This is a genomic window from Streptomyces sp. NPDC046985 (assembly GCF_040644415.1).
Lineage (GTDB): Bacteria > Actinomycetota > Actinomycetes > Streptomycetales > Streptomycetaceae > Streptomyces.
Map to the genome: position 1 here is coordinate 137,883 of NZ_JBEYWK010000001.1, position 26,190 is coordinate 164,072.

At 69.8% G+C, this 26,190-nt stretch carries 23 protein-coding genes and 4 pseudogenes; 15 read left to right on the forward strand and 12 right to left on the reverse strand.

From position 1 onward, the window contains the following. The first annotated feature begins 57 nt into the window (after positions 1-57). Positions 58-687 carry a CGNR zinc finger domain-containing protein gene (locus tag ABZ861_RS00605; RefSeq protein ID WP_361621319.1) on the forward strand — a complete coding sequence of 210 codons (630 nt, stop codon included), beginning with the start codon at positions 58-60 and terminating at the stop codon, positions 685-687. On the opposite strand, the gene sodX is transcribed toward ABZ861_RS00605, so the two are convergent. Further along, positions 591-1,025: a nickel-type superoxide dismutase maturation protease gene (sodX, locus tag ABZ861_RS00610; RefSeq protein ID WP_361621322.1), complete on the reverse strand. Its 435-nt coding sequence runs from the start codon at positions 1,023-1,025 to the stop codon at positions 591-593. The genes ABZ861_RS00605 and sodX overlap by 97 nt on opposite strands. A 162-nt stretch (positions 1,026-1,187) precedes the next feature. Here sodX and sodN point away from each other — a divergent pair, with 162 nt between their 5' ends. Next, complete coding sequence (gene sodN, locus ABZ861_RS00615; protein WP_361621325.1) at positions 1,188-1,583, forward strand: superoxide dismutase, Ni; 396 nt, start codon at positions 1,188-1,190, stop codon at positions 1,581-1,583. Between the two features lie 7 nt (positions 1,584-1,590). Here the strand turns inward: sodN and ABZ861_RS00620 are convergent. Beyond that, positions 1,591-2,531 (reverse strand): annotated as a pseudogene (locus tag ABZ861_RS00620) (site-specific integrase); the annotation flags it as partial. On the opposite strand from ABZ861_RS00620, the pseudogene ABZ861_RS00625 reads away from it, so the two are divergent. The 3 genes and pseudogenes from ABZ861_RS00625 to ABZ861_RS00635 all read left to right on the forward strand — a co-directional run. Further along, positions 2,532-3,089 (forward strand): annotated as a pseudogene (locus ABZ861_RS00625) (DUF3631 domain-containing protein); the annotation flags it as partial. 178 nt (positions 3,090-3,267) lie between these two features. Beyond that, positions 3,268-3,972 carry a hypothetical protein gene (locus ABZ861_RS00630; protein ID WP_361621328.1) on the forward strand — a complete coding sequence of 235 codons (705 nt, stop codon included), beginning with the start codon at positions 3,268-3,270 and terminating at the stop codon, positions 3,970-3,972. Continuing rightward, positions 3,962-5,680, forward strand: coding sequence for a mobilization protein (locus ABZ861_RS00635; protein ID WP_361621331.1), 1,719 nt, complete (start codon positions 3,962-3,964; stop codon positions 5,678-5,680). The genes ABZ861_RS00630 and ABZ861_RS00635 overlap by 11 nt, the downstream gene beginning before the upstream one ends. Before the next feature lie 24 nt (positions 5,681-5,704). Here ABZ861_RS00635 and ABZ861_RS00640 read toward each other — a convergent pair whose 3' ends face one another. From ABZ861_RS00640 to ABZ861_RS00665, 6 genes and pseudogenes are all read right to left on the reverse strand, one after another. Beyond that, positions 5,705-6,235, reverse strand: coding sequence for an ATP-binding protein (locus ABZ861_RS00640; RefSeq protein WP_361621334.1), 531 nt, complete (start codon positions 6,233-6,235; stop codon positions 5,705-5,707). 47 nt (positions 6,236-6,282) lie between these two features. Then, a complete protein-coding gene (locus ABZ861_RS00645) occupies positions 6,283-7,149 on the reverse strand; it encodes a glycosyltransferase family 2 protein (RefSeq protein ID WP_361621337.1) in 867 nt (288 codons plus the stop codon). After that, positions 7,150-8,379, reverse strand: a complete 1,230-nt coding sequence (locus ABZ861_RS00650) for a glycosyltransferase (RefSeq protein WP_361621340.1) — start codon at positions 8,377-8,379, stop codon at positions 7,150-7,152. Next, complete coding sequence (locus tag ABZ861_RS00655) at positions 8,376-9,080, reverse strand: hypothetical protein (protein WP_361622405.1); 705 nt, start codon at positions 9,078-9,080, stop codon at positions 8,376-8,378. The genes ABZ861_RS00650 and ABZ861_RS00655 overlap by 4 nt, the downstream gene beginning before the upstream one ends. Further along, positions 9,077-9,697, reverse strand: a complete 621-nt coding sequence (locus ABZ861_RS00660) for a hypothetical protein (protein ID WP_361622485.1) — start codon at positions 9,695-9,697, stop codon at positions 9,077-9,079. The genes ABZ861_RS00655 and ABZ861_RS00660 overlap by 4 nt, the downstream gene beginning before the upstream one ends. Positions 9,698-9,785: 88 nt before the next feature. Next, positions 9,786-10,232, reverse strand: a pseudogene (locus tag ABZ861_RS00665) (glycosyltransferase); the annotation flags it as partial. Positions 10,233-10,380: 148 nt separating this feature from the next. Between ABZ861_RS00665 and ABZ861_RS00670 the strand changes: the two are divergent. From ABZ861_RS00670 to ABZ861_RS00695, 6 genes and pseudogenes are all read left to right on the forward strand, one after another. Beyond that, the gene (locus ABZ861_RS00670; protein WP_361621343.1) at positions 10,381-11,352 is read left to right on the forward strand and encodes a helix-turn-helix transcriptional regulator; all 972 of its coding nucleotides are present in this window, start codon (positions 10,381-10,383) and stop codon (positions 11,350-11,352) included. After that, positions 11,349-11,912: a peptide deformylase gene (locus ABZ861_RS00675; protein ID WP_361621346.1), complete on the forward strand. Its 564-nt coding sequence runs from the start codon at positions 11,349-11,351 to the stop codon at positions 11,910-11,912. Before ABZ861_RS00670 ends, ABZ861_RS00675 begins: the two co-directional genes overlap by 4 nt. A 38-nt stretch (positions 11,913-11,950) precedes the next feature. After that, on the forward strand, positions 11,951-12,460 hold the full coding sequence (locus tag ABZ861_RS00680; RefSeq protein WP_361621349.1) for an NUDIX domain-containing protein: 510 nt from the start codon (positions 11,951-11,953) through the stop codon (positions 12,458-12,460). A gap of 207 nt (positions 12,461-12,667) precedes the next feature. Continuing rightward, positions 12,668-14,872 carry an AAA family ATPase gene (locus ABZ861_RS00685; RefSeq protein WP_361621352.1) on the forward strand — a complete coding sequence of 735 codons (2,205 nt, stop codon included), beginning with the start codon at positions 12,668-12,670 and terminating at the stop codon, positions 14,870-14,872. A gap of 500 nt (positions 14,873-15,372) precedes the next feature. Beyond that, positions 15,373-15,912, forward strand: a pseudogene (locus tag ABZ861_RS00690) (NUDIX hydrolase). Positions 15,913-16,153: 241 nt separating this feature from the next. After that, positions 16,154-16,729 (forward strand): YdeI/OmpD-associated family protein, encoded by a 576-nt coding sequence (locus tag ABZ861_RS00695; protein WP_361621355.1) that lies wholly within the window; start codon positions 16,154-16,156, stop codon positions 16,727-16,729. Positions 16,730-16,912: 183 nt separating this feature from the next. Here ABZ861_RS00695 and ABZ861_RS00700 read toward each other — a convergent pair whose 3' ends face one another. The 3 genes from ABZ861_RS00700 to ABZ861_RS00710 all read right to left on the reverse strand — a co-directional run bounded on the left by ABZ861_RS00700 (position 16,913) and on the right by ABZ861_RS00710 (position 20,483). Further along, entirely contained in the window at positions 16,913-17,563 is a 651-nt protein-coding gene (locus tag ABZ861_RS00700) for a GNAT family N-acetyltransferase (RefSeq protein ID WP_361621358.1), read from the reverse strand. Positions 17,564-17,767: 204 nt separating this feature from the next. Continuing rightward, a complete protein-coding gene (locus ABZ861_RS00705) occupies positions 17,768-18,961 on the reverse strand; it encodes a family 2 encapsulin nanocompartment cargo protein polyprenyl transferase (protein ID WP_361621361.1) in 1,194 nt (397 codons plus the stop codon). Positions 18,962-19,076: 115 nt separating this feature from the next. Continuing rightward, complete coding sequence (locus ABZ861_RS00710; protein WP_361621364.1) at positions 19,077-20,483, reverse strand: family 2B encapsulin nanocompartment shell protein; 1,407 nt, start codon at positions 20,481-20,483, stop codon at positions 19,077-19,079. Positions 20,484-20,660: 177 nt separating this feature from the next. Here ABZ861_RS00710 and ABZ861_RS00715 point away from each other — a divergent pair, with 177 nt between their 5' ends. Then, a complete protein-coding gene (locus ABZ861_RS00715) occupies positions 20,661-21,608 on the forward strand; it encodes a pyridoxal-phosphate dependent enzyme (protein WP_361621367.1) in 948 nt (315 codons plus the stop codon). A gap of 606 nt (positions 21,609-22,214) precedes the next feature. Here ABZ861_RS00715 and ABZ861_RS00720 read toward each other — a convergent pair. Next, positions 22,215-23,810 carry a Na+/H+ antiporter gene (locus ABZ861_RS00720; protein ID WP_361621370.1) on the reverse strand — a complete coding sequence of 532 codons (1,596 nt, stop codon included), beginning with the start codon at positions 23,808-23,810 and terminating at the stop codon, positions 22,215-22,217. A gap of 66 nt (positions 23,811-23,876) precedes the next feature. Between ABZ861_RS00720 and ABZ861_RS00725 the strand changes: the two genes are divergently transcribed. The 3 genes from ABZ861_RS00725 (at position 23,877) to ABZ861_RS00735 (ending at position 26,029) form a co-directional block, all read left to right on the forward strand. Continuing rightward, complete coding sequence (locus ABZ861_RS00725; RefSeq protein WP_361621373.1) at positions 23,877-24,137, forward strand: UBP-type zinc finger domain-containing protein; 261 nt, start codon at positions 23,877-23,879, stop codon at positions 24,135-24,137. A gap of 285 nt (positions 24,138-24,422) precedes the next feature. Continuing rightward, the gene (locus ABZ861_RS00730) at positions 24,423-24,839 is read left to right on the forward strand and encodes an anti-sigma regulatory factor (protein WP_009190566.1); all 417 of its coding nucleotides are present in this window, start codon (positions 24,423-24,425) and stop codon (positions 24,837-24,839) included. A gap of 17 nt (positions 24,840-24,856) precedes the next feature. Continuing rightward, a complete protein-coding gene (locus ABZ861_RS00735; protein ID WP_361622408.1) occupies positions 24,857-26,029 on the forward strand; it encodes a SigB/SigF/SigG family RNA polymerase sigma factor in 1,173 nt (390 codons plus the stop codon). The last annotated feature ends 161 nt before the right edge of the window (positions 26,030-26,190 follow it).

Consider the following 26,190-nt stretch of genomic DNA (forward strand, 5'->3'; position numbering starts at 1 on the left):
GACCGTCTGTTACCCGACCGCTTTCCAGACCATAGAACGTCTCAGTAAGGACTACAAGTGGAACTGGCCTATTACTCGGACTATGCCGTACGCCTCGTCAACACCGAGGAGCCGGCCCGGGGCAAGGACGACCTGACGTCGGTGGAGGCGGTCCGCGACCTGTTCGGCGCCAACGCCTCGGCGGCCCGCCGCGCCACCGACACGGACGTCACGCGCTTCCGCTCGGTGCGCTCCCGGCTGCGCGCGGTGTTCGACGCGGCCGACCAGGGCGACGAGACCCTCGCGGTGGCCCTGCTGAACTCGCTGCTGCTGGAATTCCCGGTGAGCCCGCAGGTCTCCGGGCACGACCACCGCGACGACGACGGCCGCCCGCTGTGGCACATGCACCTGGCCGACCACCCGTCCAACGCGACCGCCGGCTACGCCGCCATCGCGGCGATGGGCCTGGCCTTCCACCTGACCGAGTACGGCGTGGACCGCCTCGGCCTGTGCGAGGCCGCCCCCTGCCGCAACGCCTACCTGGACACCTCGACCAACCGCTCGCGCCGCTACTGCTCCGACCGGTGCGCCACCCGCGCCAACGTGGCCGCCTACCGGGCCCGCAAGCGCCTGGAGGCCGACCGGTCGGCGAGCACGGGCCTGGCCGCCGACAGCGCCCAGCGCACCAGCGCCAGCGGCGAGCGGTGACCGGACCCGCGCGGCCGGTAGCGGAACCGCACGGTCCCCAGGACCAGCTCCCGGGGCACGCTCCCGTAGTCGGTGCTGTCGCCGCCCGCGTACGGGTTGTCGCCGAGCACCCACCAGCCGCCCTCGCGCAGCTCGGCGGCGCGCTTGACCACCAGCAGGTCCTGCTGGAACGGATGGCGCAGGACGACGACGTCGCCCGGCCGGACACGGGCCCCGTAGTGCACGACGAGCCGGTCCCCGTGGGCGAGCGTCGGCGTCATGGAGGGCCCGGTCACCTCGGCCAGCCCGAAGGGCAGCACGGCGGCCCTGCGCTCGCTCTCCTGCGACGGCTCCGGCATCCTCGGCGCCTCCCCCGTCCGTTCCCGTACCAGTCTCAGTCCTGTACCAGTCTCAGTCTGACCCTGGACTTTTGTCCTAAGCCCCAGGGGGCACTCGGGAAAACAAGCCTTGCACGGAGTAATGTCGCACCTGAGAAGACGATCACGAGGAAGGAACGCTCCATGCTTTCCCGCCTGTTTGCCCCCACGGTCAAGGTCAGCGCGCACTGCGACCTGCCCTGCGGCGTGTACGACCCGGCCCAGGCCCGCATCGAGGCGGAGTCGGTGAAGGCCGTCCAGGAGAAGATGGCCGGCAACGACGACCCGCACTTCCAGACGCGCGCCACCGTCATCAAGGAGCAGCGCGCCGAGCTGGCCAAGCACCACGTCTCGGTCCTGTGGAGCGACTACTTCAAGGCTCCGCACTTCGAGAAGTACCCCGAGCTGAGCCAACTGGTCAACGACACCCTGAAGGCCCTCTCCGCCGCCAAGGCCTCCACCGACCCGGCGACGGGCCAGAAGGCCCTGGACTACATCGCCCAGATCGACAAGATCTTCTGGGAGACGAAGAAGGCCTGATCTTTGGCTAGGCCGTCTGACCTGCGATTTCGCCGGTCAGGCTTCCTACCGGTCCGCACCCGGTCCGCAGGCCGCCGAGCACGGCGTCCACGACGGACCGGGTGCGGTCTTCTTCGCCCGGCCACAGGTGCGCGTAGATCCGCAGCGTGATGACGGCGGACGCGTGGCCGAGGCCGAGCTGCACCTGCTTGACGCTCGCGCCGCCGGCGATGAGCGCGGAGGCGTAGAAGTGCCGCAGGTCGTGGGTGACCATGTGCGGCAGCTCGACGGCCTTACGGCCTTCCCGCTCGGCCACCCTGTTAGCGCCTGCCTGGAGCGCCTTGCGAGCCCCGTTCCACTCGGTCTTCCACCGCCGGTAGTTGAGCGGCTCCCCCTCCTCCATGGTGAACAGCCACTCCCTGACGGACGCGCGGCGAGATGCGCGAGGAGCGCGTCGGTGACGACCTCGCCGACGGGAACCGTGCGGCGGGACTTAGCGGTCTTCGGCGGGCCGATCCTCCCGGACTGCAGCCGCTGCCGCTCGACGCGGATGATGCCGGCCTTGAAGTCGACGTCCGATACCTTCAGGCCGAGCAGCTCGCCGATGCCCAGCCCTGATCCAGCGAGGGTGACGATCGCCGCGCGGATGTACGGCGGCATCACCCGCGCCATCGCCTCAACCTGCTCGACCGTGGGCGGGGTGACCTCCTCGTCCGGCATGGCCGGGAGGGTGATCCGGCGGCACGGGCTGGAGGCGATGACCTTGTCGTCCACGGCCGCCGCCATCACGCGCACGAGGACGTCGTGGACGTTCCGGACACTGCCGGGGCCGAGCTGGTCGGACAGGCGCTTGAAGAGCACCTGTATGTCGTTGCGGCGTATCGCCGCCATGGACCGGGCCCCCAACACTGGTACGAGGTGTAGCCGGAGCGCGTTGTCGGTGATGCGCTCACCCGCCTCGCTCGCGATGTGCCGAAGATGCCCGTCGAGGACCGTCCCGCCGACACCTGGGAACCGCTGGTCATCGTCGCCGATCTCGCCGGTGGACACTGGCCCGCGCGGGCTCGTGCCGCCTGTCTGGCGATGACGCGCAACGAGGTGGTGCAGGACGAGCAGACGACCCTGAAGACGCGGCTGCTGCGGGACATCCGCCGTGTCTTCGATCAGGAGGGCGGCAGGGAGGCTCTGCGCAGCCAGGACCTGCTCGCCGTGCTGATCCAGGACGCCGAGGCTCCGTGGGCGGAGTACGGCACCAAGGGGCTCAACGCCTACCACCTGGCGAACCTGCTCAGGGACTTCGGCATCAGCCCGGCCAACCACCGGTTCGAGAACGGCAGGCAGGCCAAGGCGTACGCCCGCAACCAGTTCGTGGACGCCTGGGCCCGCTACTGCCCTGACTCCGGCCAACCGGCAGCATCCACCGAGCAACCGACCGGCCTCACCCGGGGCAAGCCACCTGCCCCTCCGTGCGGGTCGCTCCCCACCGGCCCGCCCATCGGACCGGGAAGCCCCCGGCCTGCTCGCTGACACCCGAACCGTAGCGATCCGTCGCATCCGTCCCCGCGCAGGTCAGCGCGGGGACGGATCTCCTCGCCGTTACGGATCACCCCGTAGCAGCGGCTCTCTCCGTACCTGTGCTGACCAGCCATGCGACGGAGGCGACGGAGGCGACGACACCACCCCTCACGACTCACGGAGCACCACCATGCCCGAATCCAACGCTGACGACACCACCTCCCGTCGCCGCAGGAAGCTCTTCAGGCTCACCCGACGACCAGCAGCAAGCTGGAGCGAACGAGCCTCTAACGAGGCTTCGTCCGCGCTTGCCCCCGCCCCAGGGGCGGCGGAGGACAAGGCCGAGCGCCAGGGGGCGCCCGAGCCGAAAGAGGAGGTGGCCGAGGACTCCTGCCAGCCTGCAGCCGACTCCGCTCCTCGCCGTACGCCGGCCGATGCCCCACCGCTCGTCGAGCAGCCCTCCTGGCGGGACCTCGACGCCCCCGCCCTGCCCGCGCAGATGAACCGCAAGCGCACCGTGGAGAAGCGCGACCAGGAGAAGACCATCCGCTTCACGCGCACCGCGGTCCAGGTGATCAGCGCCGCCGCTCAGCAGCGCGGTCAGAGGTTCGCCGGATTCGTCGGGGACGCGGCCCTGGCCGTCGCACGAGGCACAGCAGGGATGCTCGGCAGCCCGGAGGACGATCCTCTGCGCCCGCTGATCGAGGCCGTCGAGGCGCACACGGTCGCACTCAACCGCATCGGCAGCAACCTCAACCAGATCACCGCAGCCATCAACCGAGGGACCGTGCCCGAGCGAGCGGAAGCGGTCCTCGACCACGTCGAGCAAGCGGCACAGAACAGCTACCACCTCATGGACCAGCTCCTCGTGGAAGGCGCGCTTCATGGTTCCTGATATCCCCACCGGCTCCGACAGCCGCGGACTGATCGCCTACCTCTTCGGCCCCGGCCGCCGCGACGAGCACACCACCCCCCACATCGTCGCCGCCTGGGACATGGCCGGCGCTCCCGATCCCGGCCGCGACCCGGCAGCCACCTACGCCCAGCTCGCCAGGCGACTCGACCACCACGTCGGCCTCCGCATCCGCGAGCTCGGCGGCAAGAAGCCACCGCAGCACGTCTGGCGCTGCCCGGTCCGCACCGCGCCCGGTGACCGCTACCTCACCGACACCGAGTGGGCCGAGGTCGCCCGCCGCGTCGTGCACGCCACGGGCATCGCCCCCGACGGCGACGAGAGGGCCTGCCGATGGATCGCGGTGCGTCATGCCGACGACCACATCCACATCATGGCGACCACCGTCCGCGCCGACGGACGCCGCCCCCGCACCCACCAGGACGGCCGACGGGCTCAGGCGGAGTGCCGCAGGATCGAGGCCGAGTTCGGCCTGCGCCGCCTGAAGTCCGTTGACCTCACCGCGCCCCGCACCCCCACCGGCGCCGAACGCGCCAAGGCCGAGCGCCAAGGCCAAGCGGTGACGGCACGGCACTGGCTGCGCGAGCGGGCGTACGCGGTCGCCGCCGCCGTACACACCGAGGCCGACTACTTCACCGTGCTGCAGTCCCTCGGCATCAAGATCAAGACCCGCCTCGGCCCCGAGAGCGGCGACGTGATCGGCTACAGCCTCGCCGCACCCGGCGACACCAACAGCGCCGGCGACCCCGTCTGGTACGGCGGCTCAAAGCTCGCCCCAGACCTCTCCATCAACCGCCTCCGCGAACGTCTCCCCGACCAGGAGAAAGCCGACCGCCCCCGGTTCGCGGCAGACCCCGCCGAGCCGTGGCAGCACACCATCACCGCGATACAGACGGCACACACCGCCCTCGACTCCGACGACGATGCCACTGCCCAGGCCCACCTCGCCGCCTTCGGCGACGCCCTCTACAACATCGCCAGCGCCTCACCCGGCCCGCACCGCGCAGAGCTCCGCGCAGCCGCCTCGGCCTTCAACCGCGCCCGCCGATCCGCCACCCGCGCCGACCACCAAGCAGCCCACGCCCTGCGCGCGGCCGCCAAGGAGCTCGCCTACGCCTCCAACGAACCCGGCGGACTCGCCATCGCCCTGCTCTTCGCCACCGTCCACCTGGCCCGCGCCGCCGCCAAATGGCACGAGCAACGCGGCCACCAACAGCAAGCCGCAGCAGCCGACGAAGCCCTCCGCCACCTCCAAGCCGGCTACCAGCAGGCCGCCACACCCGTCCTGGCAGACCTGACCCGCCGCGCCCCACGCCCCGAGACCGCCCACCACTTTGAACAGGACCTCCGCGCCGCCCTCCCCGACCACGCCGACCGGATCCTCGCCGACCCCTCCTGGCCTGCGCTGACCACGACCCTCGCCCGCGCGGAAACCGACGGCCACAACGCGCGCCATCTTCTGGCTGAGGTCTCCGCCCAGAGGGAACTTGTCAGCGCCGAACATCCGGCCGAGGTCCTCAACTGGCGCATCACCGCTCAACCGAACAAGAGGGCTCAGGCGGCGCGCAGGCGAAGCACCACCGAGGGTGCTTCCGCTCGGATCGCTGAGGTGCGGGGCCTCGCACCAGCGGTACCCCGTGCGGCCCACGGCGTTGGCCCAGCGCGCGGGAGCCAGAAGCCCGCCCGGTGATCTCCCGTCGGCCTGAGACCGTGCTCAGCCCTCGGCGTGGTCGGCCGCTGTCAAGGCTGCGAGGAGCACGCCGAGGTCTCCGCTGTAGACGATCATCTCCTCGCCCTCTCCAGGCGGGTCGAATCGGGCGAAGAAGTCGTCGAGGGCTTCTGGGGTGACCGCGAGGGCGTTGGCGTCCTCACGCCGGTTGCGCTCGGTCAGGCGCCGCAGCAGCTCGGCACGGTCAGCCGGCAGGTAGACGACGAAGGGGTGGCCGCCCGCGTCGCGGGCGGCCTGTCGCCAGGCGTCGCGCTCGGCACGGCGCCACAACCCGTGGTCGAGGACGACGTCGTTCCCCGCCCTGATCTCCTTGACGAACCTCTGCTGGATCGCCTCGACGACAGGACGTTCGCGCTCGAAGTAGGTGTGCTCGGGATAGTCCACTCCGTAGCGACCGTGCAGGCGGTGGACCTCCTCGTCGACGGACAACCGGGTGAAGCCGTGGCCGGCGAGGCCCTGGGCGACGGTGGTCTTCCCAGAGCCGGTCAGGCCGGCAAGGAGAACGGCGAGGGGCACGTGGCCATCCCTTCCGGGGCGAGCGGGCGCGAGCAGAGGGAATTGTCTCAGTCCTGGCCGGTTCGCGTGTACGGCCGCCAGCTCGTGAAGATGCCGCGAGCCTCGGCGGGCCAGCCGAACGGCATCCGGTCCAGGCTCACCCGGCGGAAGGCGAACCGCGGGTCGCTGATGTTGATCGCGCCGCCGTTCCGGCCGACGTGTGTCAGCAGGCGGCTTGCCTCATCACGGACAGCCGGCGTGCGCTCCTCCCAGGTGCCCGAGGCGAAGTGCTGGACTCGACGGCGAAGGTCGTCCAGGACGCCCGAACGCCACTTGAAGTGGTGGACGGCGCAGATGCGGTCGTCATCGGGCCGATGACCGGGAGCCCGGTGGTTACCGGAGGCCACGACCACATTGTGGCGGGCAAGGACGATCTTCCTGGGGTCACCGTGCAGGAGTCGGTGGGTGAGGTGGCCGCCGAGGGGAAAGGCGAGGTCGAGCCCGCCTTCGGGTCGCCAGTCGGTCAGGCGTCCGCTCGGGGCGACGCGGTCGAGCATCAGCCCGCCGACCACGTGACGACCGGACTCCTCGGCCTGGGCGATCACCTCGGCGAGCGGGGCGGGGTACTGCTGGAACTCGTCGGCATCTGCGAGCAGGTGCCAGCCCGGCCCGGCCCGGTGCCGCAAGGTGTCTCGAAGCCGGGTGTTGGTGTGCTCGTGCCACGGGCCGACGCTGGTGCCGGTGGGGATGATGCCCAGCTCCCGGGCGGCGGCCTGGAGCTCATGCCGCCGGGCGTCGGGGACATGGTCGGGAAAGTGGAAGGCGAACAGGAACCGCTCGACACCCAGCCATCGGTAGTGACGGACCCAGGCGGCCAGCATGTGCGGCTCGACCGGGCCGACGACGGCGATCAAAGCGGGAGGCACGCTCGGCATTCAGGACTCCTTCGTGCGCAGGGCGAAGAAGGCGCGAGTGAGGAAGTCGGCCTGCCCGGCCGCCGACCGCATGCCCAGCAGGGCGGGGACCTCGGAGCCGGGCCGTGGAGGAGGACGGCGGATGACGGTTCGCAGTGCGTCCGCGAGCGCGACCGGGTCTCCGGCAGGGAACGTGAGAGCCCAGGGCTGCCCTTGCAAACGAGCGGTGAGGGCGCTGTCGTGGTCGGAGACGATCAGAGGGACGCCAAGGCGGGCGGCGTCCATGACGAGCCCGGATTCCTTACCGGCACCCGGGCGGCGGGTGACGAGCGCGACGTCAGCTGCGGCGTACATCAGCCGCAGCACGGATTCGCTGACCGGGCCGGGAACGGAGTGCACCCGCAGGCCGGGCAGGGCTCGCCAACCCTGAATGACACCTTCGTCGAGCGGGGAACCGGTGACCACCAGGTGCAAGGGCTCCCCTACGCGGACCAGAGCGTCGTTGACCACCGAGATGTCCTTATAGGGCCACCAGCCGCCCACCAGACACACGGCCCTCTCGTCAGCGGGGATGTCGAACGCGGCCCGGCCGCCGCCACGTTCAGCAGCGGACAGGCGGTGACCATCGTCGACCGCGAAGCCCCCGACCACGGCGGGCAGGTCGTGGAAGGACGCGGCCAACTGGTCGGCGACGGACTGTGTCGGACAGACCGCGATCACCCGCTCTTCGCCTCGGCGGGCGAGCCGCCCGAGCAGCCGTACGGCAGCGTCTTCGCTGGTGACCGTCTCGTGAACGAAACGCAGATGCGGCTGACCGCCCAAGAGGCCGGCGGCCCCGTGCAGGGCTTCACTCGCGGTCAGGATCACCACCGCGTCGGCGTCGGATACCAGTCGGCGCGCAGCCCGCAGGGTGGACGCTTCGGTGAGGCAGCGGGCGATGAGCGTGATTTGGTGTGGCAGTCGCCGCAGGCGGCGAGGCCAGCGGCGGGACCGGAACAGACGTTGTCCGGCCGAGGAGACCCCGGCCGCCAGCCCGGCAGCGGCCAGCAAAACGTCCGCCACCCACCCGGTGCGTCCGGTGACCAGCCGGGCGCCTGCTTCGCGCAGAGCGCTGACCGCATCGACCGCGATCCCATGCGGGGCGATGACCAGGCTGCCGGGGCGGGCCTGGGCGAGGGCCACCAGCGTGCGCTGATGGTGTCCTCCCAGTCGGCTCGCATACGGTTCGATGAGCACGAGGGGGCCGGTCATCCCGCCACCGCCTGGTCCCCGTGGGCGAAGGTGAACCGCTGCCGCAGCCAGTCGGGATCGTTGAGGCAGTCGAACCGCTCCGGTGCGCGGGCGGCTTGATGGGCGAAGACCACGCCCTCCCTGGCTCCGGCTGCCGCGTAGGCGGCGAACTCACCGCTGTGGCTCAACGTCCATGCCTCGACGCGGCTTTGCGCGTCGGTGTCGGGCATTCCGTATTCGCTCCCACGGGTGAGCATCGCGCACTCGCGGAAGCCCGCCTTCCAGGCGTGGAACGGACTCTGGTTGAACCTGGTGATCCCGGCGGTGTGCCGGGCGAACTCGATGCGGCCGGGCAGGGCGGCGAGGACGTCCACCGCCTCACCCATCTCCCGCAGGGCACTGCGGCGGATCAGCTTGAGCCCCCCGTAGCCGTACGTCAGGCCGTTGACCGCGTTGACCGCCCGCCACACCCTCATGGACACCCCTTCGTCCAGCGGTGCGACGCCCGCCACGTCGAAGCCGTGGTCGATGGCGAAGTCGCCGTCGGAGAGGAAGAACTGCTCACGGTCGACGACCTCGGCGCACAGCCGGTAGGCCCTGCGCATGCCGTGCACGCCGTGCAGGCGTTTGACCGAGCCGCCGAGCGTCCGCTGGAGCCGGGAGTGCAGGGAGCCGGCCATCGGCTCGTCGTAGGAGAGGAAGACGGCGTCGAAGTCGGTCACGAGATGGCCTCCAGATAGCGGGCAGCGACCAGAGCCGGAGCGAAATCGGTGGTGGAGGCGTGGGCTCGCTTGGCGTGCACGGCGTGGAACTCGTCGTCCGAGGCGAGGCGCTCGGCGAGAGCGACCGCCTCGGCCGGAGTGGTGAAGCACAGCTCCGGATCGATGTGCTCGGCCAGCCAGCCCAGTCGGGGCGAGATGACCGGAAGGCCCATGCCCTGGCAGTCGATCACGCTCATCGACCAAGGGCAGCCGGGCCGGAACGGGGCGATGCCGAAGCGGGCGCCGGCCAGCAGATTCTTGTAGCGGACGCGGTCGCCGCGGTCGGAGACGATCTGGACGTGCGGCAGGGCGGCGAGCTTCTCGCGCATCTTCTCCGGGCTGTCGTCCAGGCCCTTCCGCTCCGGCCGGCGCTGGCCGAACAGGTCCATCACCCGCAGCCGGACCGTGCCGGACGCGACCAGGTCGCGGGCCAGGTCCACGAAGCGCTCGGTGCCGTAGTGCGCGTACAGCCGGTGGTTGTAGATGCCGATCGCCGTGCTGGAGGCGGGCCGGACGGTGGCGGAGTCGCAGACCAGGCGCTCGTCGCGGGGGGGCGGGCACCACCCGCAGCTTCTCACCCAGGTCCACGGTCATCCGGGCAGCGGCGGCCGACACCCAGGAGGCGGCCGTGGCGGAGTGGACCATCACGCGGTCGCACGCGGCCAGGCCGGCGGCGAACGCCAGCAGCACGGGCATGCCGAGTCCCGCGTCATTCAGGGAGGGGTCGAGCAGGAGCTGGCCGCCGTCGGCAAAGGAGAACGGCAGGTAGTGGCAGTACCCGGCGAGCAGGGCGTCCGATCCGGCCTCCAGCAGGGCCGTGCGGATCGCCGGGGCCTCCTCGATCTGGTTGGCCACCACCACATCCGGTCGCTCGTCCCGGATCAGCGCCACCAGTTCGTCGATGTCCGCCGAGAACCGGGCCCGATACTTCGTGCCCGGCACCTTGGTCTGGTGGAAGCGGCAGCGGGCGTCCCCGGCCGCCGCCGGTGCCGCGACGGTCACCTCGGCCCCGGCGTCGACCAGGGCCGGGGCCAGCAGGTCCGCGAAGATCCAGCCGGAATCCGCCGACAGCCGGTCGGGGTTGGAAATGTTCAGCAGGTACAGCACGCGCATGGGGCGTCGCCTCCCTCATCTGCCCGGACGGGTCGATCCGGGTCGGTGAAGGAAGGAAACCGGCGACGTGAGCCGTGACGGGATGATGAACTTGGATCACTCACGGTTCATTTATGCTCACCAACAAGTGACGCGGGGCGGGACTTCGATGAACGCGCACAGCGAGGAGATCACCGTCGAGCAGGCGGCCGAGGTGTTCGCGGCCGAGGTGGCGCGGTGGCGGGAGGTACGCGGCATGTCCAAGCGGGCGTTAGCCCAGGCCATGGGCTTCGACCCGTCCTACGTCAGCCACGTGGAGTCCGGCCGCCACAAGCCCACCGAAGAGTTCGCACGGCTCGCCGACGAGGTCCTGAACGCCGGGAAGGCGATCTGGCGGCGCTGGTGCGACTACGAGCAGGCCCGCACCCGCAACCGGCGCCCGCCCGCGCCGCCGGCTTCACACAGGCCCGAGCAGCCGTACGCCACCGGTTCCGCCCTCGTGGTCGAGCACGACGCGGCTCACCTGAAGTACGACGGCAGCTCCTACCGGCTCACCATGCGCAGGCTGCTGCGGAACACCGGTTCCGAGCCCGTGACCCGTTACCTGATCCGTGTCGCCGTCGACCGCTACCCCGGCGATCCCGAGCGCTCCAACGCCCACTACCGGGCGCATCCTTTGACCTGGGAGGAACTCGACCTGACAGCGACTTGTCGGGGCGAGGCGATGCGTTGGCAGGTAAAGCACGACCGCGACGCGTTCAAGGAAGTCTGGCTGGTGTTCGACAACGAACACGGCCGCTTCCCGCTCTACCCCGGCGAGTCCGTGTGGATCGAGTACGCGTACACCGTCGGCGACGACAAGTGGGGCAACTGGTTCCAGCGGGCCGTTCGGCTGCCCACCGAGCAGCTCGAAGTCCAGCTCGCCTTCCCGGTCGCCCTCGACCCAGTGGTCTGGGGAACCGAGACCTCCATGACAGCCGAAGCCTCCCCCCTGCGGACCCCACCCGTCCGCAGTGAGGACGGCGGGCTACGGCAATTCACGTGGATCACGGCCGCACCGGCCCTGCATGCTCGGTACCGTCTTGAGTGGCGCTTCCGGGCCCGACCCGAACGCGAGACAGATCAAAGGGAGTTCAGGTGATCGACGTGCGGCCAAGCCAGCAGATGCGAGACCTCGGAGTCGTCCAACGCGGCGCCGGCATCCTAGCCGAACCGGCCCGCGCCTTCGATCTGCCCGCCGAGCGCAACGAGGCGGAGCGCATCATCGATGAGCTGTTCGCGGCCATGGAGCGGATCGGCCAGGTTCATCCTTTCGCCAAGGGAATGGGCATCGCCGCCCCGCAGATCGGCATCGGTCGCGCTGTAGCCGTCGTCCTGCCGGCCGCTGACGCGCCCGCCATCGTCCTGCTCAACCCGAAGATCACCGATCGCTCCGACGAAACGGACGAGCAGTACGAAGGCTGCCTCAGCTTCTTCGACGTCCGCGGCCACGTCCCCCGTCCGCTGGAGATCACGGTCGAGAGCACGGGCTTGATCGGTGAGGCCGTCACCACCGTGTACGAGCGCGGCCTCGCCCGCCTCGTCCACCACGAAATCGACCACCTCGAAGGCCTGTTGTACACCGCCCGCATGAGGCCAAACGTCGCCCCCATCCCGGTCGAGGAATACCGGCAGACCGGCCGAGCCTGGGCCTACGAGTAGGCCACAGCCATCTCCTCGACCGATAGAAGGGAGCCCCCGTGGCGCAACCGACAACCGATGACCAGCCCAAGGCGCTCGCCCCCGCTCTCGGGTCTATGACCCTGCTGGTCGCCGGGGTCATCGTCCACGACCGGGCCGCGAACCGGGTGGTCATCCTCCAGCGCAGCGAGCACGCCAAGTTCGCCCAAGGCATGTGGGACCTACCGGTCGGCAAGAACGAGCCGGGCGAACCCATCACCGAGACCGCCGTCCGCGAGCTCTACGAGGAGACGGGCCTCACGGTGAAGCCCGAGTCCCTCAAGGTCGCGCACATCATCCACGGCGCCTGGGGCGTCGAGGCCCCCAACGGCTTCCTCACAGTCGTCTTTGCCGCCCACGAGTGGGTCGGGGAGCCCGAAAACCGCGAACCCCGCAAGCACGCCCAGGTCCGCTGGGTCGACGCCGACGCCATCCCTGAGAACTTCGTGGCTACCACCTCATGTGCCCTACACCGATACCTCGCGGAAGGTTCGAAGGTTTCCCTCGACGGCTGGGGCGGCATGCGCTGACCGCCGTTCGAGGGGGTAATAGACCACATCTTCGCGTCCCCGCTAGTTGATCAATCACGCTGGCATGGGGCCTTGCGGCTCCCGCTGAACGCTCGCCAGTGTTTGCCGCGCTCTCGGACCGAACACAGGCCCGAAGGACTTCAGCTGACCTCTTGTCATGAAACGTCGGCACAGTGGTCACATCGCACCCTAGGATATTCACACGCCTTGAACTTCCTCTGGAGCACCATGCGCCTCGAACACATCAGGATTAACAACTTCCGCGGCTTGGGGCAAGTAGACATGCCATTCTCGCAGTTCGGCTGCCTTATCGGAGAGAACAATGCCGGAAAATCATCGGTGTTCCAGGCTCTAAACTTGTTTCTGAGGTCGGGATCGACGACCGAAACTGACTTCCTGACCCTCGCTCAACCCGTGCGCATTCAGCTCACTTTCGCTGGCATCAGAGACGTCGACTTGTTGCGCCTGGAAGAGGGCCACCGAGGCCGCATCGAGCCCGAGATCCATAACGGGCGACTCTCATTGGCTCGAATTTATGCGAGCCCCGGCAAGGGGACGATGCGGTTGATCAAAAAGGTACCTAGAGACGGCCGGTACCACCAAAAGGCCCTCGATGAAATCTTCAAGATCAAGAACGAAGCGGAGCTTCGAGAAAGCATCAGGGCTACTTTCCCAGATATTTACGCAGACCTGTCGCCGGGCCGGATCAATCGCACAGCAGTAAGGAAATCTTGGGCTGACATCGTAGCGAGCCTGACCCCCGACGAGCTGATCGTCGGCGACGAGCCACTGCCAACAGGTCTGGACAAGTCGGTAGCTTCCCTCTTGCCTGAACCCATCTACATTCCGGCAGTGAAAGAGCTTAACGAGGAGGTTAAAACAACCTCCACGGCCACCTTCGGACGACTTCTTTCTATCCTATTCGAAGATATCGGGCATCAACTTCCCGCTCTAGAGTCTTCCTTCGACCAGCTGCGCAATCAGCTTAACGTCGTGACAGACGAGGACGGGAAGGAGTCAGATGAACGACTTCTGGAGGTGCGCCAGATTGAAGCGCACATCCAGCGCAATCTTCAGGAGTCCTTCCCCCGCGCGCGCGTACGCCTGGAGATCCCTCCACCTCGTTTGCGCAGCCTGCTTGAAGAAGCACAGATCGCCGTAGATGACGGAATTGCCGGCCCCTTCAAGACCAAAGGTGATGGCCTTCGAAGGTCGGTGGCGTTCGCCATCTTGCGAGCGTATGTGGATCTGAAGATCGCCAGGCCGTCCACAACTGACAGTGCACAGCAGCCATGTCTGCTGCTATTTGAGGAACCGGAGGTTTTTCTTCACCCGCAGGCTCAACGCAAGCTTTTCGAAGCCCTGACCTTCTTCTCCGAGTACAACGACGTGCTGGTGAGCACACATTCTTCGGCCTTCTACGCACCGGGAGCTACTGGAACGTTCGTGAAGGTGGTGAAAGACCATACGGTGAGTCCGCCGACCAGCCGAACATGCGTCATCGACTTGTCGGAAATGGCCGCTCGCGATCAGTTCGAGATCATCACCTACGAAAACAACGAAGCCGCCTTCTTTGCCAACTCTGTACTGCTCGTAGAAGGCCCGAGCGACCAAGCCCTAATCACTCACATCTCACGAACTCTGAGCCCTCGATGGGATTTCGAAAAGAACGGAGCGACCATCGCGAGGGTCGAGGGCAAGGGCAGTATCGCACGATATCGAAACTTCTTTAGCCGCTTCGAGATGAGAGTTGCAGTCCTCGCGGACCTGGACGCACTTATTGACGGATTCGATAAACTAGGAGCCAGCAAGGAGTGCTGCAAGCTCCGCGATCAGGTCATCTCCAGGGTCCAGAGACTGGCGAAAGATGAAGACGCCGAGGTATCGAGCCAAACCCTCAAAGGTCTGCGTACCAGCGGGTCTGCACGAGAGCTTTGGCAACAAGCGCAAGTCAAGCGACAGGCGCATGCAGAGGGCCTGTGTGACTGGGAAGAGCTTGACGCAGCCGTCTCTGCCTTCTTCGATCGTCCAGCGTCCGGCACAGCGCGACGAATCCTCGCGGAGGCAAAGGATGACCAGTTGAAGGAGGAAAAGCTGAGGCTCTTGGAGATGCTTCGACAGGAGGACATCTACGTTTGGGAGCTGGGAGCCATCGAGGCGTACTACCCGCCGCTCGAGCCCAGTGAGTCGAACAACAAGAATGTTAGAGCCCGCCGCTTCTGCGAGCGCTACGTAACTGCGGACGACATTCGTGGCCTGCCCGTCTTCAAGGACCGATCCGGGTGCAAATTCGAACTAATTTTCGAATCATTCTTCGGGACGCCTCCGCCACAACGCCCTGGCGCTGAAATTCCGTCACAAGTACGAGTCACGCAGATCGCGGCAGCAGACGAGGTCGCCGGGATCGACTGACAGCGAGCGCTCCGTTCGGTTGAACAGCATCGACGGTGCGTAGTGAGGGGTCATCAGACCCCTGCGGTCCGCACAGAGTCCGCAGGACACCCGATCAGGACCATCGCGCCCCATCGCTGACCAGCGGCAAAAGGTCAGTTCAGCGGCCTGCAGGGAACATCCCCGCAGGCCACCGACCTGGCCCGTTACTTGGAGACCAAGAAGGCCTGATCTTCAGCCAGGCGACCTGACCTGCGGTTCCGCACGTCGTAACGCCTACCCGCCCGCACCCGGTCCCCAGCCCGCCGAACACGGCGCCCATGACGGACCGGGTGCGGTCTGCTATGCGCCCGGCCACCCAGACGGGCGTAAACCCGCAACGCGCCGACGACGGACGCGCGCCCGAGGCCGACTTCCCGTTCCTCCCGCTCGTCGGTGTGGGCGAGGGCGCCCAGCCTCACGGACGGATTCTCGTCAAAGTGACACGCTGGGTGCTCAACTGAACCAAGGGGGTTGGGCTCATGCGGTGGACCGTCCATGGTGAGCGGCAGATCTACAGCAATCCCTGGGTGAACCTCTGGCTCCTGGACGTCCAGCAGCCTGACGGGCGGTGATGGGAACACCATGTGGTCCGGATGCGGCATCTGGCCGTAGTGGCCGTGGTCGACGACCAGAAGCGCGTGCTGATGATGTGGCGGCACCGGTTCATCACCGACACCTGGGGCTGGGAGCTTCCGATGGGCCTCATCGAGGCCGACGAGACCCCGGAGCAGGCGGCCGCCCGCGAGGTCGAGGAGGAGACCGGCTGGCGGGTGAAGGGCGTCAAGCCGCTCGTGTACGCGCAACCGGCGAACGGCATCACGGATTCCGAGCATCTCGTCTTTCGTGCCGAGACCGCCTCGTATGCGGGCCCACCGACCGAGGTGAACGAGTCCGACCGGATCGATTGGATCCCGATCTCGGAGATCCGGGGAATGATCGACCGCCTCGAGGTCGTCAGCAGCGGCAGCCTGGTCGGCCTGCTGTATCTGCTGCTGGACGAAGCGACCGGCAGCTCGTAGGGGGTCAGCCGAGGGCGCCGCGCATACGTTGCTCGAAGGCGAGGACGGGGGCCTCGCGTGCCCAGGGCAGCATGCGGCGGTGAAGCTCCCGGACGTGACCGCTCACGCACGGCGAGTCGATGGCCGCGGTGAGGTCGAGGGCGAGGCCGGCGCTGGTGTATGCCTCGTCGAGTTTGCCCGGACATGGCCGACTGCGGCTGTTCGAACTTGGCGGGATCGGAGAGCGTGGTTCACTGTCGGGGTGGCTGAAGACCTGGAGATCTCGTCGTTCGCGTCCGCCGAGACCTTCGAGGCATGGCTCGACCGGCATCACGATTCCTCGCCCGGGATCTGGCTGAAGCTCAGGAAGAAGTCCCCCGGGGTCGTAGCCCTGGACTACGCCCAGGCCCTTGATGTCGCACTCTGCTTCGGCTGGATCGACGGGCAGAAGGCCAAGTTCGACGACGAGTTCTGGCTGCAGCGGTTCACTCCGCGCAAGGCCAGGAGTAAGTGGTCCAAGATCAACCGTGACAAGGTGACGGCGCTGGTCGAGCGGGGGCTGATGCGGACCTCGGGGCTGGCCGAGGTCGAACGTGCCAAGGCCGACGGTCGTTGGGAGGCCGCATACGACGGGGCGAGGTCCGCCGAAGTGCCGGACGACCTGGCCGAGGCGCTCGCGGCGAACACGGCTGCGGCCGAGTTCTTCGAGACGCTCGACGGGCAGAACCGCTATGCGATCCTGTACCGAATCCAGGACGCGAAGAAGGCCGAGACCAGGGTGCGGCGGATCGAGAAGTTCGTGACGATGCTGGCCGAGAAGAAGAAACTCCACCCCTGATCACCTGGCCCAGCCCGTGACTTCAGTGCACCGCGGTGCAGGAGCCGATCGTCCCCGGCGCTGGATTCCTCATTCGGCGAGCGTCAGATCCAGGTTTCGCCGGTCAGCGGCGAGCGCCGACGTGTTCGTGGCAGCCTGCACCGCAACTGGTGGACAGTCTCAGCAGAGGCCCGAGAACTCCGGTCACCTATCCGCGCCGATTCCGTGGGCGCTGGGCTCCCGCCACATCGGCCACATCTGCGGGCCGTCCGGCAGGTTCAGGGTGCGGTCGGCGGCGGCGAAGCCGAGACGCTTGTAGAGCCTGATGCTGCGGGCGCTGCTGGCCTCCAGGTAGGCCGGAAGGCCCTCCTGGTCGCAGCGGGCCAGAACGTGTTCGATGAGCGCGCTCCCCAGCCCCTCCCCCTGGCGCTCCGGCCGGACGCCGATCATCCACAGGTAGGCGTGGGCGCGGTCGGCCGGGTGGGACTCGGCCATCAGGCGGGTGCTCTCCTCCACACGAGAATTGGCCGGGTCCACGGCTTCCCGCATCCTGACGGCCTCGTCGGTCTCTCGCGACTCGTCCGCTCCGTCCGCTCCCCCATCGCCTGCCGCCTCGCCGTCGGCCGGGATCGACAGCCACAGCGCGCATGCCGAGCCGTCCTCGGTGACGTCGATCCAGCCCTCGTCCAGCACGACGTCGGTGAAGGCGGCCATCAAACGGCGGTGGGTCGCACGGCGGTACTCCTCGCCGGGAAAGACCCACCTGCTCACCGGATCGTTCTGGAACGCCTCGTCCAACAGCCGCACGACCAGGGCGCGGTCGGTCTCCCCGGCCGTCCGGATCCCCACGCCCATCTCACGCTCCCCACGTCCACGAGACGACTGCATGCGGGCGTTGAGCGTACCCGGGAGGTCGGGGGGGTCGACCCGGCGGCGGTCCCGCACATCGCCCGGGGGGGGTGTGCGAGATTCACTGGGCTGGCGCCGCCGGGTCCCTGCGGGGCCAGGAGCCGTAGGGCCCGGTGCCTCAAGGTCCGGCAGGGCGCCTCGGCGGGCGGCTCAGGCAGTGCGTCTGGTCACGAACTCGGCCAGCGTCAGCAGTTCGTCCGCGGCTGCCGGGTCCGGGACGGCACGGGACAGCTCCTGGACGGCCTGGGCCATCCGGTCGGCCGCCTCGGACTGGGCCCAGTCCCGGCCTCCGGCCCGTTCCACCAGCAGCGCGGCGTGCTCCTCCTCTCCTTGCGTGTGGGGGCGGGCGTAGATCTCGGCGAGTTCGCGGGCGGCCGGGGCGCCGGAGGTGAGCGCCGCTACCACCGGCAGGGACTTCTTTCGGGCGACGAGATCGGCCCGCGCGGGTTTGCCGGTACGGGCGGGGTCTCCCCATATGTCGATCACGTCGTCGATGAGCTGGAAGGCGAGCCCCGCCTGCCGGCCGAAGGCGTCCAGCGCCTCCGTCTTCTCCGCGTCCGCTCCCGCGTACAGCGCGCCGAGGGCGCAGGCGCATCCCAGCAGCGCCCCCGTCTTCGCCTCGGCCATGGCGAGCACCTCGGCGAGCGTGACCTCGTCGAGCGGGCGCCGCTCCAGCGCGGTGTCCGCCCGCTGGCCCTCGCACAGCTCGATCACGCAGGTCGTGAGCCGGGCCATCGCGCTTCTCGCCGCCGAATGCCGGTCCTCCGCGAGCGTCCGCAGGGCGAGCGCCTGCACGGCGTCCCCGGCGAGGAGGGCGTCGGCGTCGCCGAACAACGCCCACGCGGTGGGGCGATGCCTGCGGGCGGCGTCCCGGTCCATCACGTCGTCGTGCAGCAGCGTGAAGTTGTGGACCAGTTCCACCGCGGCGGCGGCTCGCGCCGCGTCCGCGCGCGCCGGGGGGCCGCCGAGCGCCGCGGCGGCGGCCAGGACCAGCGCCGGGCGGATCGCCTTGCCCGCGTTCCCCGCCGCCGTCGATCCGTCCGCGTGCTCCCAGCCGAAGTGGTGGCGCGCGATGCGGCGCATCGCGGTGGGCAACGAGGCGACCGCCTGCCGCAGTTCGGGGTCGACCGAGCGCCGGGCGCGGTCGAGGATCGCCGGCGCGTCGTGCCCGTCGTCTCCGCCCGCCGGGAGGGCGCCGGACGCGGCCGCGGGGTCATCCCGGCAGGCCGCCGCACGTGGCGGGGGCGGCGCCCCGGCGGGCTGCGGGACGCCCGGCCGCGCGGTGTCCGCGGTCCGCCGTGCGCCGGGCGGCCGCGCGGCCGTCTCGGTCATGAACTCGGCCATCCGCTCTCCCTCCCCGCGTGCGGGGACGGCGGCGTCCATGCCGCCGGGACCGGGCACGCGCCCCTCGGGTGTGCCTGGACCGGCCGGCGGCGACGGAGACGGCCGGTCCCGGCCGTCAGCGCCAACGCCCGACCTCGATGTTCTCCAGAACCCCCAGCGCGTCCGGGACCAGCACCGCCGCCGAGAAGTAGGAGGTCACCAAGTACTTGATGATCGCCTGCTCGTTGATGCCCATGAACCGCACGGACAGGCTGGGCTCGATCTCGTCCGGGATGCCCTTGGCGCGCAGCCCGATGACGCCTTGGTCGTCCTCGCCGGTGCGCAGCGCGATGATGGAGCTGGTGCGGGCGTCGGTGACCGGGATCTTGTTGCACGGGAAGATCGGCACTCCACGCCAGGTGGGGATCCGGTTGCCGCCCATGTCGACGGTCTCGGGCGCCAGTCCCCGTTTGTTCAGCTCGCGGCCGAAGGCGGCGATGGCCCGCGGGTGCGCCAGCAGCAGCTTGGTGCCGCGCCGCCGGCTCAGCAGCTCGTCCATGTCGTCCGGGCTGGGGACCCCGTCGTGCGGCTGGATGCGCTGGTCGTACTCGCAGTTGTGGAGCAGGCCGAAGTCGCGGTGGTTGATCAGCTCGTGCTCCTGGCGCTCCTTCAACGCCTCGACGGTGAGCCTGATCTGCTGCTCCGTCTGGTTCATCGGCTGGTTGTAGAGGTCGGCCACGCGGGTGTGGATGCGCAGGACGGTCTGCGCGATGCTCAGTTCGTACTCGCGGGGCCTGGCCTCGTAGTCGACGAAGGTGTGCGGGATGTCCGGCTCGCCGCTGTGGCCCGCGGCCAGCTCCACCGCCTTCTCCCCGTACTTGTTGGTGCGCTGGCCGGGGATCGAACGCAGCCGCCGCAGGTGCTCGCTCAGCGAGTCCGAACGCTCCGCGACCTGTGCGAAGTCGTGCCGGGACAGAATGAGCACGGTGCAGGCGGTGGCCGCGCGCGTCGTGTACTCCCAGATGGCGTCCGGGTCGAGGAGCGCCAGGGCGCCGAAGTGCGCGCCGTCGGCGAGGACGCCGAGGACCTGGTCGTCGCCGTATGGTCCGGTGCCGACCTTCTCGACCCTGCCGTGCGCCAGCAGGTACACCTCATCGGCCTGGCTGCCGAACGAGGCGATCACCTGGCCCGCGTCGATCTCCCGCTGGCGGCAGCGCTGGGCGAGTTCGCAGAGCACGTCGACGTCCTCGTACCCGCGCAGCGCGGGCAGCTCGCCGAGTTCGGCGGGGATCACCTCGACGCGGTCGCCGGTCTTCACAAAGGTGATTCTGCCGTCGCCGACGGCGTAGCTGAGACGCCGGTTCACCCGGTACGCGCCGCCCTGTACGTCGACCCAGGGCAGCATGCGCAGCAGCCAGCGCGAGCTGATCTCCTGCATCTGGGGAACGGACTTGGTGGTGGTGGCCAGGTTCCGCGCGGCCCCGGTGCCGAGGCTCTGCTGCGGATGGCCCTGCTCCGCGCGGACTTCTTCGCCTACCGACATAGAGAATCGCCCTTCCGATCATGCCCGGCGCCGCGGCGCCCGGCATCGATTGCCACAGCCCAAGCCTTTCATCACGCAAAGTGTTCGTGCCATTACACGAAAGAGCGGGAATGGATCACGCCGCGCCGGGCAGGCTCGGGCCCGCGTCCGGTGGGGCCCGGCGGTGACAATGGCCGTGTGACCAGCTCCGACGCCTTCGATCACGTGGCCGCCGATCCGGCGTCGCTGTTCCCCCGCTTGCCCTCTCCCGTGCAGGAGCTGAACGACGAGCGGTTCACCCGTCGGGACCTGCGCCTGCTGCTCAAACGGGACGACCTGATCCACCCGGAGCTGATCGGCAACAAGTGGCGCAAGCTGGTCCCGAACCTGCGCGCCGCGGGCGGCCGGACGATCCTCACCTTCGGCGGCGCCTACTCCAACCACCTGCGCGCCACCGCTGCGGCGGGCCGCCTCCTCGGTCTGGACACGGTGGGGGTGGTGCGCGGCGAGGAGCTCGCCGACCGCCCCCTCAACCCCTCCCTCGCCCGGTGCGCGGCCGACGGGATGCGGCTGCACTTCGTCGAGCGGTCGGCCTACCGCCGCAAGGCCGAGCCGGACACGCTGGCGGCCCTGACCCGTGCGGCCGGAGCCGAGGACGCCTACGTCGTGCCGGAAGGCGGCAGCAATGCCCTGGCCGTGCGCGGCTGCCGGGCGCTCGGCGCCGAACTCGGCGAGCGTGCGGACGTCGTCGCGGTGGCCTGCGGCACCGGCGGCACCCTTGCCGGGCTGGCCGCCGGACTGCCGCCCGGCCGGCTCGCCCTGGGGGTGCCGGTCCTCAAGGGCGGGTTCCTGGAAGGCGAGGTGCGCGCCTTGCAGGAACGGTCCTTCGGCGGCCGCCGCGGCGCCTGGCGGCTCGACGACCGCTTCCACTTCGGCGGCTACGCCCGGACCGCCCCCGCCCTTGACGCGTTCGCCGAGGACTTCACCGCCCGCCACGGCGTCCCCCTCGAACGCCTCTACGTCGCCAAGATGCTGTACGGCCTGCTCACCCTGGCCGAGGAGGGCGCCTTCCCGCGCGGGACCACGCTCGCCGCGGTGGTGACGGGGCGCCCCTTCGAGGCGGGGGACCGCTCGTCCGGCGCGTGACACCGGGGCACGGACGTCCGGAGGTCGCGCGGGCGCGTGGGGGCCCGGCATCAGGGCTTCACGCGCGGGCGCCTTGCCCGGCGCCCTCCCCGGGCTGGCCGCCGGACTGCCGCCGGGCCGGCTCGCCCTGGGGGTGCCTGCTGTCGCACGGCGCCCCTTCGGAGAGCCGCCCGCGCGTGGCGCGTGGCCTCCTCGCTGACGGGCCCGTACGCGGTCACGACCGGCCGCCACGCCGTGCCCGGCGCGCATCCCGGGCGCCCAGCGGATCGGCTTCGCTCGACGCTCACCCCGCGCGCACGCGCGATGCCGCCCTGGAGGTGCATACCGAACCCCAGGCCGAACGCTCACCCCGCGCGCATGCGCGATGCAGCTCGGCGCGAGGTGGACGTCCCGTCAGGACGTCGCTCACCCCGCGCGCACGCGCGATGCAAAGGCATCCTTGGTGGTGGCCCCGGGCTCGGGCGCTCACCCCGCGCGTACGCCCGAGGCTCCCCTAGGCACTGTGTTCACGAGCAAGGCAACGCCCACTTGCCCGCACGCGCGACGCTCGGGGCGGACCCGCGCTCGGCCGCCGCCCTCAACGGCGGCCAGGCTCGCGCGACGCCCTCACACGGCCTCCCGGTAGGCGGCCGCCTCCTCCAGGTCCAGTCGGCGCAGCAGCGTGCGCAGCATCTCGTCGTCGATGTAGCGGCCGTCGCGCAGGCGGACGAAGACCTCGCGCTCGGAGCTGATCATCTCGCGGGACAGCCGGCGGTAGGTGTCGTCCGCCGACTCCCCGGTCACCGGGTTGGTGTGGCCGAGGCGTTCCCAGACCGAGTTGCGGCGGCGCTCCAGCACCGCGCGGAGCCGGTCCGCGAGCGGGGTGGGCAGAGCGTTGCGCTCGTCGGCGAGGAGTTCCTCCAGGCGGCGTTCGGCGGCCAGGGACGCCTGCGCCTGGGCGTTCGCCTCGGCGAGCGTGGCGGCCTGCGCGTCGCGGCCGGGGATCCTCAGCAGCCGGATCAGCGGCGGCAGGGTGAGTCCCTGCACCACCAGGGTCCCGATGACCGTGGTGAAGGTCAGGAAGAGCAGCAGGTTGCGCTGCGGGAACGGGGCGCCGCCGTGCACCGCGACCGGGATCGAGAAGGCGATGGCCAAGGACACCACGCCGCGCATCCCGGCCCATCCGGTGATCATGGCGCCCCTCCAGGTGGGGTTCTCCTCCCGCTCCCGGACCCGCCGGGACAGCACGCGCGGCAGGAGGGCCACCGGGTACACCCAGGCGAACCGGGCGGCGACGACCACCAGGAAGACGGCCACGGCGTACCAGGCGGCTTCCAGGCCGGTGGACGCGTCGAGCCCCTTCAGGACGATCGGCAACTGAAGTCCGATCAGAGCGAAGACCGCCGACTCCAGGACGAAGGCCACCATCTTCCACACCGCCTCCTCCTGGAGCCGGGTGGCGAAGTCCACCTCCCAGGCGCGATGGCCGAGGTAGAGCGCGACGGCGACGACCGCGAGCACCCCGGAGGCGTGCGCCTGCTCGGCGACGCTGTAGGCGACGAACGGGATCAGCAGGGAGAGCGTGTTCTGGAGCAGCGCCTCCTTGAGGTGCGTGCGCAGCCAGTGCAGCGGCGCCGTGAGGAGCAGCCCGATTCCGACGCCGCCGACCGCCGCGAACAGGAACTCCTTCATTCCCGAAGACCAGGTCGCGCCCTCTCCGACGGCCGCGGCCACCGCCACCTTGTAGGCGGTGATCGCGGTCGCGTCGTTGAGCAGGGACTCGCCCTGGAGGATCGTGGTGATCCTTGAGGGCAGCCCGACCCGGCGCGCGATCGCCGTCGCGGAGACGGCGTCCGGCGGCGCCACGACCGCGCCCAGCACCAGCGCGGCCGTCAGAGGCAGCCCCGGCACGACCAGATAGGCCGCCCAGCCGACCGCGAGGGTCGCGAACAGCACGTGGCCGACCGAGAGCAGGGTCACGGGTCGCAACTGCGCCCGCAGGTCCAGATAGGAGCTGTCCACGGCCGACGTGTAGAGCAGCGGGGGCAGCAGCAGCGGCAGGACCACCCCGGGGTCCAGGGTGTAGCCGGGCACCCCGGGGAGGTAGGAGACCGCCAGTCCGGCGGCGACCAGGAGCAGGGGCGCCGGCACGGGGGTGCGCCGCGCCGCCCCGGCCACCGCGGCACTGCCCGCCACCAGCAACAGCAGCGGCATCACGTCCATGGTCCTCGCCCGCCCCTCGTGTCCGTCCCGCCGCTCTTTCGGCGCGGCCGTCGTAATCTGGCAATCATGAAACAGTGCACGCATACCGACGCGCTGCCGCACCCGGAACCCGAGCCGCTGGACGAGACGTGTCCGGGTTGCCTGGCGGCCGGCACGCATCCGGTGCAACTACGGCTGTGCCTCACCTGTGGCCACGTGGGATGCTGCGACTCGTCCACATGGCAGCACGCGACGAAGCACTACCAGGACACCGGGCACCCGGTGATGCGAACCTTCGAGCCCGGCGAGGAATGGCGTTGGTGCTTCGTGGACCACGTGCTCGTGTGACTCATGGGATCCGTGGGACTCCTGGGACTCGTGTGAGCGGAATCCCCGACGATTCGACCGCCTGACGTGTGGGTACGTCAACCCGACGCGTGTTGTTCCCATTTGGGCCCGCCAACCCTCTAGCCACGGAGCGTATCCGTAGGTTTACTATGAGTGACAGAACGGGATGGGGGCCCGGGGACAGAAACGTCGAGCGCGCGATAGCGTCACCGCTGAACCACCCATCGCGTGACCCGGGGGGCGACCCTCGGCCCTGAGAAGCTTTGTACCACCTTGGAGGTGAGGGTGTCCCAGATCGCAGGCGAGCCCGCGGCGAACCAGGACTTCGTGGAGGTCCGGCTGCCGGCTGCGGGTGCCTACCTGTCGGTGCTGCGGACGGCCACGGCCGGCCTCGCGGCCCGTTTGGACTTCACCCTCGACGAGATCGAGGACCTGCGCATCGCGGTGGACGAGGCCTGCGCGATCCTGCTCCAGCAGGCTGTGCCCGGCTCGGTGCTGAGCTGTGTCTTCCGACTGGTCGACGACTCGCTCGAGGTGACCGTCTCGGCCCCGACCACGGACGGCCACGCCCCCTCGCGGGACACTTTCGCCTGGACCGTCCTGTCCGCGCTCGCGGGCAAGGTCTCCTCCGCCGTGGACGAGGACAAGACCGTTTCGATCAGCCTCTACAAACAGCGCGGCGCGGGACCCGGGCCGGCGTGAGGAACGGGGACGGGCCGGTGCGGGACGACGAGCGCGGCACACGGGAGTTGCGGGCCGAGGGCGGTACGCCGCCCGGCGCGGACGAGTCCGCGGTCCGGGGCGGGGACGCCCCGGGCGCCGCGGCGGGGTCCTCGCGCCCCGCCGGGGTCGACGGCATCCCCGAGCAGGCCAGGCCCCACCCGGAGGACGACGCGCTCGACCTCGGCCTCCCGGACGGCGGACGGCGCGCCGGAGAGGCCGCGCAGGGCGCACCCGCGCAGAGCGCGCCCGCACCGGGGCGGGGCCCCGCCGGACAGGGAGACTCCCCCATCCGGGCCACGCCGAAGGCGGGAGAGGGGGCGAGGGGCCGGGGAAGGGCGACGGGCGGGACGATGAGCGAGCACGGGCGAGACTCCGGGGACGACGCGCGCGGCCCCCAGGGCGCCCAGCACGTCCCCGCGGACCGCAACGGCGCCCGCGCGCTGTTCGTCGAGCTGCGCGCGCTGAACGAGGGCAGCCCGCAGTACGGGGAACTGCGCAACCAGCTCGTCCGCATGCACCTGCCGCTCGTCGAGCACCTGGCGCGCCGCTTCCGCAACCGCGGGGAGCCGCTGGACGACCTCACCCAGGTCGCCACCATCGGCCTGATCAAGTCGGTCGACCGCTTCGACCCGGACCGCGGGGTCGAGTTCTCGACGTACGCCACGCCGACCGTCGTCGGCGAGATCAAGCGGCACTTCCGGGACAAGGGCTGGGCGGTGCGGGTGCCGCGCCGGCTCCAGGAGCTGCGGCTCGCGCTGACCACGGCGACGGCCGAGCTGTCGCAGTTGCACGGCCGCTCCCCCACGGTGCACGAACTCGCCGAGAAGCTGGCCATCTCCGAGGAGGAGGTCCTGGAGGGCCTGGAGTCGGCGAACGCCTACTCGACGCTGTCCCTGGACGTCCCCGACACCGACGACGAGTCCCCCGCGGTCGCCGACACCCTGGGCGCCGAGGACGAGGCGCTGGAGGGGGTGGAGTACCGGGAGTCGCTGAAGCCGCTCCTGGAAGACCTCCCGCCGCGCGAGAAGCGCATCCTGCTGCTGCGCTTCTTCGGCAACATGACTCAGTCGCAGATCGCGCAGGAGGTCGGCATCTCGCAGATGCACGTCTCCCGGCTGCTGGCCCGCACTCTGGCCCAGTTGCGGGAGAAGCTGCTGGTGGAGGAGTAGCGCGGCGACAGGCGCACCGCCGGACGCCCCGGCCCGGGGAGGACGCTTTTCCAGGGCGCCGGTCCGAAAGCGGCGCCCTCCAAAGGCACCGGCCGAGAGTGGCGCTCTCCCGCGGCCGCGGCGGCCGGAAAGGTTCACGGCTCACGGCCTCCGGCAGACCG

Bases quoted from the DNA above. Each gene is read 5' to 3' on its own strand.
- ABZ861_RS00720 (WP_361621370.1), bottom strand. From the start codon at position 23,810: ATGGACGTGATGCCGCTGCTGTTGCTGGTGGCGGGCAGTGCCGCGGTG.
- sodX (WP_361621322.1), bottom strand. From the start codon at position 1,025: ATGCCGGAGCCGTCGCAGGAGAGCGAGCGCAGGGCCGCCGTGCTGCCC.
- ABZ861_RS00725 (WP_361621373.1), top strand. From the start codon at position 23,877: ATGAAACAGTGCACGCATACCGACGCGCTGCCGCACCCGGAACCCGAG.
- ABZ861_RS00705 (WP_361621361.1), bottom strand. From the start codon at position 18,961: ATGGCCGAGTTCATGACCGAGACGGCCGCGCGGCCGCCCGGCGCACGG.
- ABZ861_RS00650 (WP_361621340.1), bottom strand. From the start codon at position 8,379: ATGACCGGCCCCCTCGTGCTCATCGAACCGTATGCGAGCCGACTGGGA.
- ABZ861_RS00710 (WP_361621364.1), bottom strand. From the start codon at position 20,483: ATGTCGGTAGGCGAAGAAGTCCGCGCGGAGCAGGGCCATCCGCAGCAG.
- ABZ861_RS00670 (WP_361621343.1), top strand. From the start codon at position 10,381: ATGAACGCGCACAGCGAGGAGATCACCGTCGAGCAGGCGGCCGAGGTG.
- ABZ861_RS00700 (WP_361621358.1), bottom strand. From the start codon at position 17,563: ATGGGCGTGGGGATCCGGACGGCCGGGGAGACCGACCGCGCCCTGGTC.
- ABZ861_RS00630 (WP_361621328.1), top strand. From the start codon at position 3,268: ATGCCCGAATCCAACGCTGACGACACCACCTCCCGTCGCCGCAGGAAG.
- sodN (WP_361621325.1), top strand. From the start codon at position 1,188: ATGCTTTCCCGCCTGTTTGCCCCCACGGTCAAGGTCAGCGCGCACTGC.
- ABZ861_RS00635 (WP_361621331.1), top strand. From the start codon at position 3,962: ATGGTTCCTGATATCCCCACCGGCTCCGACAGCCGCGGACTGATCGCC.
- ABZ861_RS00645 (WP_361621337.1), bottom strand. From the start codon at position 7,149: ATGCCGAGCGTGCCTCCCGCTTTGATCGCCGTCGTCGGCCCGGTCGAG.